13 protein-coding genes are annotated in these 12,623 nt (G+C 41.8%); 8 read left to right on the top strand and 5 right to left on the bottom strand.

All coding sequences use genetic code 11. The annotated features are described in order from the left end of the window. Positions 1-219 precede the first annotated feature (219 nt). Positions 220-369 carry a 50S ribosomal protein L33 gene (gene rpmG, locus D8854_RS08355; RefSeq protein WP_001265622.1) on the bottom strand — a complete coding sequence of 50 codons (150 nt, stop codon included), beginning with the start codon at positions 367-369 and terminating at the stop codon, positions 220-222. 15 nt (positions 370-384) lie between these two features. Next, positions 385-567, bottom strand: coding sequence for a 50S ribosomal protein L32 (rpmF, locus tag D8854_RS08350; RefSeq protein WP_000290417.1), 183 nt, complete (start codon positions 565-567; stop codon positions 385-387). A 216-nt stretch (positions 568-783) separates the two neighbouring features. On the opposite strand from rpmF, the gene ilvD reads away from it, so the two are divergent. Then, complete coding sequence (gene ilvD, locus D8854_RS08345) at positions 784-2,487, top strand: dihydroxy-acid dehydratase (RefSeq protein WP_000137349.1); 1,704 nt, start codon at positions 784-786, stop codon at positions 2,485-2,487. 173 nt (positions 2,488-2,660) lie between these two features. On the opposite strand, the gene D8854_RS08340 is transcribed toward ilvD, so the two are convergent. Then, positions 2,661-3,002, bottom strand: a complete 342-nt coding sequence (locus tag D8854_RS08340; RefSeq protein ID WP_001204052.1) for a metal-sulfur cluster assembly factor — start codon at positions 3,000-3,002, stop codon at positions 2,661-2,663. 123 nt (positions 3,003-3,125) lie between these two features. On the opposite strand from D8854_RS08340, the gene D8854_RS08330 reads away from it, so the two are divergent. The 7 genes from D8854_RS08330 (at position 3,126) to D8854_RS08295 (ending at position 10,760) form a co-directional block, all read left to right on the top strand. Further along, a complete protein-coding gene (locus D8854_RS08330; protein ID WP_125450493.1) occupies positions 3,126-3,977 on the top strand; it encodes a helix-turn-helix domain-containing protein in 852 nt (283 codons plus the stop codon). Between the two features lie 197 nt (positions 3,978-4,174). Further along, positions 4,175-5,422: a transporter gene (locus tag D8854_RS08325; protein ID WP_045618064.1), complete on the top strand. Its 1,248-nt coding sequence runs from the start codon at positions 4,175-4,177 to the stop codon at positions 5,420-5,422. A gap of 76 nt (positions 5,423-5,498) precedes the next feature. Further along, complete coding sequence (hisS, locus tag D8854_RS08320; protein ID WP_045618062.1) at positions 5,499-6,779, top strand: histidine--tRNA ligase; 1,281 nt, start codon at positions 5,499-5,501, stop codon at positions 6,777-6,779. A gap of 221 nt (positions 6,780-7,000) precedes the next feature. Further along, positions 7,001-7,642, top strand: a complete 642-nt coding sequence (locus D8854_RS08310) for a CPBP family intramembrane glutamic endopeptidase (RefSeq protein WP_125450492.1) — start codon at positions 7,001-7,003, stop codon at positions 7,640-7,642. A 17-nt stretch (positions 7,643-7,659) separates the two neighbouring features. Further along, the gene (locus tag D8854_RS08305; protein ID WP_084972068.1) at positions 7,660-7,878 is read left to right on the top strand and encodes a hypothetical protein; all 219 of its coding nucleotides are present in this window, start codon (positions 7,660-7,662) and stop codon (positions 7,876-7,878) included. Between the two features lie 151 nt (positions 7,879-8,029). Beyond that, complete coding sequence (aspS, locus tag D8854_RS08300; RefSeq protein ID WP_125450491.1) at positions 8,030-9,796, top strand: aspartate--tRNA ligase; 1,767 nt, start codon at positions 8,030-8,032, stop codon at positions 9,794-9,796. A gap of 22 nt (positions 9,797-9,818) precedes the next feature. Then, positions 9,819-10,760, top strand: a complete 942-nt coding sequence (locus tag D8854_RS08295; protein WP_125450490.1) for a YitT family protein — start codon at positions 9,819-9,821, stop codon at positions 10,758-10,760. Between the two features lie 33 nt (positions 10,761-10,793). Here D8854_RS08295 and D8854_RS08290 read toward each other — a convergent pair whose 3' ends face one another. Both D8854_RS08290 and D8854_RS08285 read right to left on the bottom strand, forming a co-directional pair. After that, entirely contained in the window at positions 10,794-11,780 is a 987-nt protein-coding gene (locus D8854_RS08290) for a LacI family DNA-binding transcriptional regulator (RefSeq protein WP_045618053.1), read from the bottom strand. Positions 11,781-11,789: 9 nt separating this feature from the next. Next, the gene (locus tag D8854_RS08285) at positions 11,790-12,590 is read right to left on the bottom strand and encodes a DUF1189 domain-containing protein (protein ID WP_125450489.1); all 801 of its coding nucleotides are present in this window, start codon (positions 12,588-12,590) and stop codon (positions 11,790-11,792) included. Between the last annotated feature and the right edge of the window lie 33 nt (positions 12,591-12,623).

The following is a 12,623-nucleotide window of genomic DNA, read 5'->3' as shown; positions in this document are numbered from 1 at the left end:
AAAAGACTGCGCTATTCCAACAATTTTTAGGAATGAAAAAAGTCCTAGAAAATTCTTAGGACTTTACATTCTTCGATTGTTGACTTTCTTTTTTATTTCAAAAAAGGTTGCCAAAAAGGTTGCCATAGAACTGATTTCAAATGATTTGTAATGAATTTCAATATTTCAAAAATCGCATGAAATCAAGGTTTTCAGCATGTACTGAAATGTAATGAAACCTTATTTAACTTCTGTAAACACAACGTGTTTGCGAAGTTTTGGTGAGTATTTCTTCAATTGAAGACGGTCTGGAGTGTTACGTTTGTTTTTAGAAGTAAGGTACAAGCGTTCACCAGATTCTTTGTGTTCAAGTGTGATATTTACGCGCATGGTATCTCCCTTCTATTATTCAGCTGATGCAGCTTTGGCGATTTTACGTCCTTTGTAGTATCCTTTAAGTGATACACGGTGAGAACGTGAGTAATCTCCAGTAGTTTCGTCAAAGTTTACAGATGGAGCTGTTACTTTGTAGTGTGTACGACGTTTGTTTTTCTTCGCTTTTGAAGTGCGACGTGCAGGTACTGCCATTTTGTTTTCTCCTTTTAAGATATAATTCAGTTAGGTTTGATTTTCATCAACTTTAATAGTATATCAAAACTTTTTTGTAAAGTAAAGTTACTTGACAAAAAAAGATGAAAAAATTAGAAGTTATTAATCGAAATTTTCTGAAAATTCAAGAATTTTCTTCTGTTCATTGCCTTTAAAATGTGCTATAATAGTAAAAACTGAAATGGGAGGGATAAGATGACTGAATTAGATAAACGTCACCGCAGTAGCATTTATGACAGTATGGTGAAATCACCAAACCGTGCTATGCTTCGTGCGACTGGTATGACAGATAAGGACTTTGAAACACCGATTGTGGGAGTGATTTCGACTTGGGCGGAAAATACACCATGTAACATCCACTTGCATGATTTCGGGAAATTGGCTAAAGAAGGTGTCAAATCTGCAGGCGCTTGGCCTGTTCAGTTTGGAACTATTACCGTAGCGGACGGGATTGCCATGGGAACGCCTGGTATGCGTTTCTCTTTGACGTCTCGTGATATCATCGCGGACTCCATCGAGGCGGCGATGGGTGGTCATAACGTCGATGCCTTTGTCGCTATCGGTGGCTGTGACAAGAACATGCCTGGTTCTATGATTGCCATTGCTAACATGAATATTCCAGCTATTTTCGCCTATGGTGGAACCATTGCACCGGGAAATCTTGATGGAAAAGACATTGACTTGGTTTCTGTTTTTGAGGGAATCGGAAAATGGAACCACGGTGACATGACAGCTGAGGACGTGAAACGTCTTGAATGTAATGCCTGCCCGGGCCCTGGTGGCTGTGGTGGTATGTATACAGCTAACACCATGGCGACTGCTATCGAAGTTCTCGGTATGAGTTTGCCAGGATCTTCATCTCACCCAGCTGAATCAGCCGACAAGAAAGAAGATATCGAAGCAGCAGGACGTGCTGTTGTTAAGATGCTGGAACTTGGTCTCAAACCATCAGATATCTTGACTCGTGAAGCCTTTGAAGATGCCATCACTGTAACGATGGCTCTCGGTGGTTCTACAAATGCCACTCTTCACTTGCTTGCCATTGCCCATGCGGCTAATGTTGACTTGTCACTTGAGGACTTCAATACAATCCAAGAACGTGTGCCTCACTTGGCTGACTTGAAACCATCTGGTCAGTATGTCTTCCAAGACCTCTACGAAGTCGGTGGTGTGCCAGCGGTTATGAAATACCTTTTGGCAAATGGTTTCCTTCATGGCGACCGTATCACATGTACTGGTAAGACAGTCGCTGAAAACTTGGCTGACTTTGCAGACCTTACACCAGGCCAAAAAGTCATTATGCCACTTGAAAATCCAAAACGTGCAGACGGTCCGCTTATCATCTTGAACGGGAACCTTGCCCCTGATGGAGCGGTTGCCAAGGTATCAGGTGTTAAAGTGCGTCGTCACGTTGGACCAGCTAAGGTCTTTGACTCAGAAGAAGACGCTATCCAGGCTGTCTTGACAGATGAAATCGTTGATGGCGATGTTGTCGTTGTTCGTTTCGTTGGACCGAAGGGTGGTCCTGGTATGCCTGAGATGCTCTCACTTTCTTCTATGATCGTTGGTAAAGGTCAAGGAGATAAGGTTGCCCTCTTGACAGATGGACGCTTCTCTGGTGGTACTTATGGTCTGGTTGTCGGACATATCGCTCCTGAAGCTCAGGATGGTGGACCGATTGCCTACCTCCGTACAGGTGACATCGTTACGGTTGACCAAGATACCAAAGAAATTTCCATGGCCGTATCTGAAGAAGAACTTGAAAAACGCAAGGCAGAAACAACCTTGCCACCACTTTACAGCCGTGGTGTTCTCGGTAAATATGCCCACATCGTATCATCCGCTTCTCGCGGAGCCGTGACAGACTTCTGGAATATGGACAAGTCAGGTAAAAAATAAACTCAAAAAGCAAGCCATTTCGGCTTGCTTCTTTTCATCTTCAAAAGTGATTTGCCTGCTTATACTCAATAAAAATCAAAGAGCAAACTAGAAAGCTAGGCGCAGGTTGCTCAAAGCACAGCTTTGAGGTTGGAGATAAAGCTGACGTGGTTTGAAGAGATTTTTGAAGAGTATTAACGAGGTGGCAGTCCAAGGGCGATACGGCCGTAGCGACTGATTCGTGTGATCTTCCAAGCAGGCGACCAGGTAACTTCAACCTTGACATCTTCGATACCCTCGATTTGTTTGAGACCTGCGACGATTTCGATAGGCAGGCTTTCGGCGCAATCGCAGGCAGTGTCGGTGAAAGTCATGACAATCTTGCAGAGACCTGTTTCATCCAGATTAATTTCATAAATCAGTCCTAGATTATAAACATCCAATTCCACATCTGTATCAAAAACCTTCTCTAGTTTTTCGATAATTTGGTCTTGTAAGGCCAAAGCGCGGTCATTGATTTTGATATCGTCTCTCATAACAGTCCCTCCACGTGATAAATATCCTCTATTTTCTCATAATTCTGACAATTTAGCAAGTTTTTGATGAATTTTCTGAAAAATATGATAAAATGAAGAAAATACGGAATCAAGGGGAAGTCTATGGAGCAGATTGGAAAAGTCTTTAGACAATTACGAGAGTCAAAAAATATCTCGCTGAGACAAGCAACTGGGGGACAATTTTCGCCGTCCATGTTGTCCCGATTTGAAACAGGTCAGAGTGAACTTTCGGTGGGAAAGTTTCTGTTTGCCCTAGAAAATATATCTGCGAGTGTAGAGGAAATCCTCTTTCTGGCGAGAGGTTTTCAGTATGATACAGATTCTGAGTTGAGAAAAGAAATCACAGATATCTTGGATCCAAAGAACATAGCGCCTCTCGAGGACTTGTATCGCAAGGAGTATCAAAAGTCTGCCAATTCTCAAAACAAACAGAAACATATTCTAAATGCCATTATGATCAAGTCTTATATGAAGAGCATGGATGAAACGGTAGAGTTAACAACAGAGGAAGGGAAAGTCCTTCATGATTACCTGTTTTCTACCGAGATTTGGGGAAGCTATGAACTCAATTTGTTCTCAGTTAGTTCCCCACTCTTATCTATTCCTCTTTTTACTAGATATGTACGAGAAATGGTCCGCAAATCTGATTTTCTAATGGAAATGTCTGGTAATCGCAACCTTTTTCACACCATGCTATTGAATGGTTTTTTAGCTAGTATTGAGTGTGAAGAATTTACCAATGCCTATTATTTTAAAGATGTCATAGAAGAGCATTTCTACAAGGAAAATGAGACCTATTTCCGAATTGTCTATTTGTGGGCAGAAGGTCTCCTTGATAGCAAGCAAGGCAGAGTTAAGGAAGGACAAAAAAAGATGGAAGATGCTGTCCGTATTTTTGAGATACTTGGCTGTAATAAATCTGCCGAATACTATAGAAAAACGACTGATGCTTGAATATCTGCAAGGTAAGAAAATAATTTGAAATTTGAAGCGATAGAACTCTTGAGCTCTCTCAGGCCATCAAAGAAGTTCTATCGTTTTTTGCCTATTTTATTTGTTGCATATATTCAAAAGTTCTTCCTCTAAAATTTTTAAGTGCTATACTAAAGCCATACTTCATATAGAAGTTCGAACAAGAAGGGAGATTACCTATGAAACTATTGTTTAGAAATCAAGCTTATCGACTCTTGACTTTGTCACGCTTCTTCAATGCTTTTGGTGCTTCAATTTTTAACCTGGTATTTATCGTTTATGCGTCGACCTTGCCACAAGCATCTTTTGCGGTTGCTATGGCGAATATTGTCATGATTCTTCCGACTCTCTTTACAGTTTTTGCAGGGATTCGGGCAGATTACACGAGGGACAAGGTCAAATGGATGGTCTATAGCGGTTTGTTTCAAGCAGTTTTATTTTTTCTAGCAGCTTTAGTTGTTCAGCAAGCTAGTTTATTTGCCTTTTCTAGCCTGTGTTTAATCAATGTTATTAGTGATGTCATCAGTGATTTTGCTGGTGGTTTGCGCATGCCTCTCATCAAGGAAAAAGTAGCTGAACAAAATCTGATGGAAGCTTATTCTTTTTCCCAGTTTATCACCTATATTTCAGCTATTGGTGGTCAAGCTTTCGGAGTCTGGCTCTTAGGTCTATCGGTCAACAATTTTTCTCTCGTTGCGGGAATCAATGCTTGTTTTTTCCTAGTATCAGCCTCTATTCTCTTTTTAGGAAGAAGCAAATTAAACCTGTCAATTTCATCTCCTGATGGTGAAATCCTAAAAAATGAGAAGCTTCCTATCAAAGACCAATTTCTAACGATTTATCGAAATTTACGTCTCGTTTTTCTTAAAAGTGGGCAGAAAAACTTTGGTTTCATGATCTTTGCTGTCTTGCTTATCAATGCCTTGGGTGGCGCTTTAGGAAGCATTTATAGCATCTTCTTTTTGAGCCATTCTCTCTTGAATTTTTCTTACACAGAGGCACTATTTATCGAGCAAGTCTGTGTTTTATTAGCAATCATCATCAGTAGCCTTACGGGCAATGATTATTTTGGGAAGCAGTCCTTGCCTAGATTGATGATGTGGGCGACATTGGGAGTCAGTCTAGTTGGTCTAGCTAACTTATTCAATCAAGTCGTGCTTGGTTTGCTATTTCTCTTTTTTACTCTGTATGTGTCTGGCAAAGTTTCACCAAAGATTAGTTCCATGCTCATGAAAAATCTAGCTCCAGAGGTTCTAGCTCGTACCAGTAATTTTTTAGGTTTATTGTTTACCTTATCCATACCTGTGGGAACAGCTTGTTTTTCACTTGTAGCCGTATGGAATATACAGTTGACTTGGATGCTATTTGTTGGTCTTTCCTTGCTGGCTATTTTTTTGACAATTCTTAATCTCAAAAATGATATCTAAATCCTGATTTTTTCTCACTGTTTTAATCCCTCTATTTATGGTAAAATAAGACTATTAAGTTTAAAGAGGATTCCCTATGAAATTACAAAAACCAAAAGGAACGCAGGATATCTTGCCTGCTGAGTCTGCCAAGTGGCAGTACGTTGAGGGCTTTGCCCGTGAAATTTTCAAGCGCTATAACTACGCAGAAGTGCGCACGCCTATTTTTGAGCATTACGAGGTTATCAGTCGCTCTGTCGGGGACACAACTGATATCGTAACCAAGGAAATGTACGACTTTTACGATAAGGGAGACCGCCATATCACTCTTCGTCCTGAAGGAACTGCGCCCGTTGTCCGTTCTTATGTGGAAAATAAACTTTTCGCCCCAGAAGTGCAAAAGCCAAGTAAGTTCTACTACATGGGCCCAATGTTCCGTTATGAGCGTCCGCAAGCAGGTCGTTTACGTCAGTTCCACCAGATTGGTGTCGAGTGTTTTGGCTCAAGCAATCCAGCTACCGATGTAGAAACGATCGCTATGGCAGCCCATTTCTTGAAAGAAATCGGCATTCAAGGTGTCAAATTGCACCTTAACACTCTGGGAAATCCTGAGAGCCGTGCAGCCTACCGTCAAGCCTTGATCGACTATTTGACACCGCTCAAGGAGACCTTGTCTAAGGATAGCCAACGTCGTTTGGAGGCAAATCCTCTCCGTGTCTTGGACTCTAAGGAAAAAGAAGACAAGGTGGCAGTAGAGAATGCGCCGTCTATCTTGGACTTCCTTGATGAAGAAAGTCAAGCTCACTTTGATGCTGTGCGTCAGATGTTGGAAAATCTTGGAGTAGATTACATCATTGATACCAATATGGTGCGTGGTCTGGACTACTACAACCACACGATTTTCGAGTTTATCACTGAAATCGAGGGCAATGACTTGACAGTCTGTGCAGGAGGTCGCTACGATGGCTTGGTTTCCTACTTTGGTGGCCCTGAGACTGCTGGATTTGGTTTTGGACTTGGTGTAGAGCGTCTGCTCCTCATCCTTGAAAAACAAGGTGTGGCCCTTCCTATCGAGAACGCTCTAGATGTCTATATCGCAGTCTTGGGTGAAGACGCAAATGTCAAGGCCTTGGAGTTGGTACAGGCTCTTCGCCAACAAGGATTCAAAGCAGAGCGTGATTACCTCAACCGTAAACTCAAAGCTCAGTTCAAGTCCGCCGATGTCTTTGCGGCTAAGGCCCTCATCACTCTAGGAGAGAGCGAAGTCGAAAGCGGACAAGTGACAGTCAAGAACAACCAAACTCGAGAAGAAGTTCAAGTGTCACTTGATGCTATCAATCAAAATTTCTCAGAAATCTTTGAAAAATTAGGCTTTTAATAGTAGAAAAACTGGTCAGGACCTTATTCCTGACCCTCTTTTTCCTAGGATCAACATTGCTCTTGCTTGCTCCAAAATATCTTTATAAAACCATTACCACCGTTTCTATTTTTGCAAGAGGAATTCGCTTATTATCCCTTTTAGTTGCGACTGTATTCCACATTTTTATCAAAATGATATGAATAACAATGCTAAGTCTTCATTTCAAATAGGAGTCTTTTATGAAATTTCTTAAAAATCTTGGCTGGTTTCTTCTAGCTGTTCTATCCTTTTTCTTTGGTTATGGTCTAGTTCAGAGTATGGCTTTATCAGCTCTTGGACTAGGGGCTTCAATATATGGAGTCTTACCACTTTATATCGCTCTGTCAGGGGCCTATGTTTATGGAGTTTACAGATGGTATCAGACAGAAAAGGTTAGCATCCAGACGACAGCTTTTAATCGTTTCATTTGGTTACCAACCCTGGTTTTGCTAGTGGCGATTACAGCCCAGTTCTTTTTGCCAGATGATCCGTCGGTCAATCAACAAATCGTATCACAACTGACAGTTGCTCAGCCTGTCTTTGGTTTCTTTATGGTAGTTGTCTTTGCTCCTCTGACGGAAGAACTCATTTTTAGAGGGATGTTAGCGCGCTATCTCTTTCCTAAACAGAACAACAGCAAACAGACAGCTCTGTTTCTCCTCGTATCGAGTGTGCTTTTTGCCTTGATTCATTTTCCGGGAACTTTGCAACAGTTTTTAGTTTATGCCAGTCTGGGATTGAGTTTGGGACTGGCTTATGTAAGCCGAAAAGGTCTTCTTTATAGCATTTCTCTCCACGCTTTGAATAATTTAATCGGCTTTTTGATGATACTCATGCTATAATAGAGTCAGGAGGTCACATGAAACGAGTAATTTTATTAGCAGTGATACAGGCAGTCGTTCTCTTCTTTATTATCGGGGGGCTTGCCTATGCCTTTAAAGGCGATTTCTTTTACAACTATCTAGCGGTTGTCTTTGCGCCTATTGCAGGTGTCTTGCGTTTTGCTTCGGCTTATGCGACGGAGATTGTTCTACCTAAAAAGGCAGCTGAGATTGCTGAAAAGCGTAAAAAAGGTTAAGAATCATAATCAGAGAATCCGATGACGTTTTCATCGGATTTTTTGTCTGTTCGTTTTGATTTCTAAAGGCAATCAAACTTTTCTGCTGATTTTCATGAAGTGCCTGCGCTTTTATGGTAAAATAGTAACAGAATAAAAGAGGAGAGAAAACATGAAACGTAGTATGTATGCTGGTCGTGTTCGTGAGGAACACATCGGACAAGAAATGACCTTGAAAGGATGGGTTGGCCGTCGTCGTGACCTTGGTGGTTTGATCTTCATCGACCTTCGTGACCGTGAAGGGATCATGCAGTTGGTTATCAACCCTGAAAAAGTATCTGCAGAGGTCATGGAAACAGCTGAAAGTCTTCGTAGCGAATTTGTCATTGAGGTAACTGGACAAGTTGCTACGCGTGAGCAAGCCAATGATAAATTGCCGACTGGTGCGGTTGAGTTGAACGTGACAGCTCTTACTGTGCTTAATACAGCCAAAACAACACCTTTTGAGATTAAGGATGGTATTGAGGCCAATGACGATACACGTTTGCGTTACCGTTACCTTGACCTTCGTCGTCCAGAAATGCTAGAAAACCTTAAGCTTCGTGCAAAGGTGACCCACTCTATCCGTAATTACTTGGATGAGTTGGAGTTTATCGATGTGGAGACGCCATTCCTTTCTAAGTCAACGCCAGAAGGGGCGCGTGATTATTTGGTGCCATCTCGTGTCAATAAAGGGCATTTCTACGCGCTTCCTCAAAGTCCACAGATCACCAAGCAATTGTTGATGAATGCTGGTTTCGACCGCTATTACCAAATCGTCAAATGTTTCCGTGACGAGGACTTGCGTGGTGATCGTCAGCCTGAGTTCACTCAGGTCGACTTGGAAACATCCTTCCTTACTGAGCAAGAGATCCAAGATATCACAGAAGGCTTGATTGCCCGCGTGATGAAAGAAACTAAAGGCATCGACGTGACGCTTCCATTTCCTCGTATGAAATACGATGATGCGATGGCTCTTTACGGTTCTGACAAACCTGATACCCGTTTTGACATGTTGCTTCAGGACTTGACAGAAGTTGTCAAGGGTGTTGATTTTAAAGTCTTCTCAGAAGCACCTGCCGTTAAAGCCATTGTGGTCAAAGGAGCTGCAGATAACTACTCACGTAAAGACATCGACAAGATGACCGAAGTAGCCAAACAATATGGTGCCAAAGGTCTTGCTTGGGTCAAGGTTGTTGATGGAGAATTAAACGGACCAGTTGCCAAGTTCTTGACTAGCATTCAAGCAGAATTGACAGCAGCGCTTGGTCTTGAAGATAAGGATTTGGTTCTCTTTGTGGCGGATACGCTTGAAGTGGCAAATGCAACCCTTGGTGCCCTTCGTGGTCGTATTGCTAAAGAGCTTGGCTTGATTGATAACGATAAATTCAACTTCCTTTGGATTGTTGACTGGCCGATGTTTGAATGGTCTGAAGAAGAAGGTCGCTACATGAGTGCCCACCATCCATTTACCCTTCCACAGGAAGAAACAGCTCACGAATTAGAAGGTGATTTGGCTAAGGTTCGTGCCATTGCTTACGATATCGTCTTGAACGGTTATGAGCTTGGTGGTGGTAGTCTTCGTATCAACCAAAAAGAACTCCAAGAACGCATGTTCAAGGCTCTTGGTTTCTCAGCTGAGGAAGCCAATGACCAGTTCGGTTTCCTTCTTGAAGCCATGGACTATGGTTTCCCACCACACGGTGGTTTGGCTATCGGTCTTGACCGTTTTGTGATGCTCTTAGCAGGAGAAGAAAATATTCGTGAAGTCATTGCCTTTCCTAAGAACAACAAGGCAACTGATCCAATGACTCAAGCTCCATCAACAGTCGCTCTCAAACAACTAGAGGAACTCAGTTTACGAGTACAGGAAGAAAATAGCAAAGTGATACTTTTTTAGGATTCTTACTTAATAAAAAAAGATGAAACAAGCAAAACAAATTAAGCGGTGGCGCTATTATCTGCGCCGCTTTGCTTATCAGATAAAAATCTTACGAGTTTTACAAAGTATCTCTCGGGAAAAATATGATGAGAAAGTATCGGCTTCTCTGGTTTATGGCTTTTTGTCAGCAGTAGCGGTCAATTTCTTTTTTCAACCAGGACACGTTTATTCGAGTGGTGCGACGGGTCTGGCACAGATTATCTCTGCTTTGAGTAATCACTGGTTTGGTTTTTATATTCCGATATCGCTGACCTTTTATGCCATCAATTTTCCGTTGATGATTTTGGCTTGGTATCAGATTGGGCATAAGTTTACAATCTTTACCTTTATCACAGTATCCATGAGTTCCCTCTTTATCCAGCTTGTGCCAGTTGTGACCTTGACAGAGGATCCCATCATCAATGCTCTTTTTGGGGGTGTTGTCATGGGCTTGGGGATTGGTTTTGCACTCCGTAACAATATTTCTAGCGGAGGTACAGATATCGTCAGTCTCACCATTCGAAAGAAAACGGGTAAGAATGTCGGCAGTATTTCTTTCTTGGTAAATGGGACGATTATGCTGATAGCAGGATTGACCTTTGGTTGGAAATACGCCCTCTACTCAATGATTACCATCTTTGTCTCTAGTCGTGTGACAGACGCTGTCTTTACCAAGCAAAAACGGATGCAGGCCATGATTGTGACCAGTAATCCTGACAAGGTAATCGAAAAAATCCATAAAAAATTGCACCGCGGAGCTACTATGATCCACGATGCGGAAGGAACCTATAATCATGAGAGAAAAGCAGTCTTGATTACGGTTATCACACGAGCAGAGTTTAATGATTTTAAACACATCATGAAACAGGTCGATCCGACAGCCTTTGTCTCTGTATCTGAAAATGTCCACATCCTCGGACGATTCGTAGAAACAGACAATTAATAATACTCAAAAGACCAGCCTTGGGGCTGGTCTTTATTTTTCGATAATTTTGTGTCCAATCAACTGGCGGTAACAAATCTGTTTATTGTTTTTGGCATCGTTAATAATCTGGAGAATGGTTTCAAAGGAAACGCGCCCGAGTTCTAAGCTATTGATATCCACATAGGCTGCCAAGTTCAGTTTAGGGTTGACCGAGTCAAAGCTGAGGACAGGGACATCCAGTTGGTGTTTTGCGATGTAATCACAGACCCCTGCAGCAAGAAGGCTATCAATAGTAATAATAGCATCAATATTTGGATCATGCTCGAAGAGAAGTTTACTAAAGCGATAACCATTATCTTCAAGAAATTCGGTCGCAAAGTAGGTCAGATTTGGATCAATAGGAAGTTGGTATCGTTTAAGAGCTAACTCATAACCCATTAGACGATCTTGTGTTACGAAAAGTTTTTTGGTTCCTCCGATGAAGGCAATTCGCTTGCATCCTTTTTTGATGAAATATTCTGTTGCATCAAAACCTGCCTGGACATTGTCATTATCGACGAGCGGAATGAAGGGAGATAGAGATTTACCTAAGATAAGGAAAGGAAATTGCTCATCTGCTACTAGCTTAACCAAAGGATCCTCTTCTTGGGCATAGAGGAAAATCAAACCATCTACACGCTTACCATAGACCATCTGGGAAATAGCTTTGAGCCGCTCTTTTGCATCTTTCCCCGTTGCAATCTGGATAGCATAGTGGTTCTCAGATGCCACTTGGGCGATCCCTCGTAGAACAGATGGGAAGAAAGGATTTTGGTAAAAGGCATCCGAGTCATCAGGGAGCACCAAGCCGATAACCTGAGTATAACTACTTACCAAGCTACGAGCATTGAGGTTGGGATGGTAGTTGAGTTCCTTCATAGCCTTGCGAACTCGTTTTTTGGTTTCATCACTAATCGTTGATTTGTTTTGAATGACGCGGGTAACAGTGGAAGGTGAGACACCTGCTGCTTTAGCCACATCTTTAATCGTCACGGGCATAAAAATCTCCTATTTATGATAATCTGGATCGCGGTAATGTGTTTTATAAAAGATGGTGACCAGATAAAGAACAAAAAGAATGTTTTGTACAGTGATAAGGGTTGTCATATTTTGGCCAAAAAGTCCCAAAACAAGCGTAATCAGAGTGGGTAATCCTAAACAGTTCAAGATAAAATGGTAGCACTCTTTAAAAGTCCTAAATGAAAAGAGGCGTGATTTTTTGGTGATATAAAGGAGGAGACTAGCTCCAAGAGAGACAATAAAGAAATTCAATCCAAAGAGGAAGCTTGCACCAAGAACGAGAAAGAGACTGATATAGACCCGATTTTGTTGGTACCAATCTTTAGAAATGGCCTGGGTTAGATCTTCCTTACTCTGGAAACTCTCCGTTTGAATCGCGTGGTAGCGAATGCGAGTCAGTTCCTTACTTTCCTTACTGATGACGAGTTCTTCCGTATCAAAATGAAGTTGCAAGTCCTTTGGCAATTCTTTACTTGGACTTGGACCAATCAGAAGAGAAGCTTGCTGATTCTTCGTACCTGAGTAGTTCAGCTTTCCATCAACGATTTGCGCATTCTCTGACAAGTCCATGATCGCTTCATCTGTCAGTGGAGTGTAGACATTATCGATAAAGGTATCCAGTGGATACGTTTCCTGTGAGCTGTTTTGAATGGCAATCGGAACCATAGACAAACTGATGAGGAAAATGCTCGTAAAGAGAAGCTGAAACCAGTTGAGGCCGAAACGTTTTGATAGGGGCTTACGAAATCCCCAGATACTAGAGAAATACGAGAATGGATATGGAAGCATAGGCATCTTTCTAAAAGTGTTTTCTATATGAGT

The organism is Streptococcus mitis, from assembly GCF_003943905.1.
In the GTDB taxonomy this organism is placed as follows: Bacteria; Bacillota; Bacilli; order Lactobacillales; family Streptococcaceae; genus Streptococcus; species Streptococcus mitis_BC.
Note: the sequence above shows the minus strand (reverse complement) of the source record. Positions and strands in the feature narration are given on the sequence as shown.

Excerpts from the sequence above, each read along its gene's own strand:
- D8854_RS08340 (WP_001204052.1), bottom strand. The coding sequence starts at position 3,002 with ATGAGAGACGATATCAAAATCAATGACCGCGCTTTGGCCTTACAAGAC.
- aspS (WP_125450491.1), top strand. The coding sequence starts at position 8,030 with ATGAAACGTAGTATGTATGCTGGTCGTGTTCGTGAGGAACACATCGGA.
- D8854_RS08325 (WP_045618064.1), top strand. The coding sequence starts at position 4,175 with ATGAAACTATTGTTTAGAAATCAAGCTTATCGACTCTTGACTTTGTCA.
- D8854_RS08310 (WP_125450492.1), top strand. The coding sequence starts at position 7,001 with ATGAAATTTCTTAAAAATCTTGGCTGGTTTCTTCTAGCTGTTCTATCC.
- D8854_RS08285 (WP_125450489.1), bottom strand. The coding sequence starts at position 12,590 with ATGCTTCCATATCCATTCTCGTATTTCTCTAGTATCTGGGGATTTCGT.
- D8854_RS08330 (WP_125450493.1), top strand. The coding sequence starts at position 3,126 with ATGGAGCAGATTGGAAAAGTCTTTAGACAATTACGAGAGTCAAAAAAT.
- D8854_RS08295 (WP_125450490.1), top strand. The coding sequence starts at position 9,819 with ATGAAACAAGCAAAACAAATTAAGCGGTGGCGCTATTATCTGCGCCGC.
- hisS (WP_045618062.1), top strand. The coding sequence starts at position 5,499 with ATGAAATTACAAAAACCAAAAGGAACGCAGGATATCTTGCCTGCTGAG.
- D8854_RS08305 (WP_084972068.1), top strand. The coding sequence starts at position 7,660 with ATGAAACGAGTAATTTTATTAGCAGTGATACAGGCAGTCGTTCTCTTC.
- rpmF (WP_000290417.1), bottom strand. The coding sequence starts at position 567 with ATGGCAGTACCTGCACGTCGCACTTCAAAAGCGAAGAAAAACAAACGT.
- rpmG (WP_001265622.1), bottom strand. The coding sequence starts at position 369 with ATGCGCGTAAATATCACACTTGAACACAAAGAATCTGGTGAACGCTTG.
- ilvD (WP_000137349.1), top strand. The coding sequence starts at position 784 with ATGACTGAATTAGATAAACGTCACCGCAGTAGCATTTATGACAGTATG.
- D8854_RS08290 (WP_045618053.1), bottom strand. The coding sequence starts at position 11,780 with ATGCCCGTGACGATTAAAGATGTGGCTAAAGCAGCAGGTGTCTCACCT.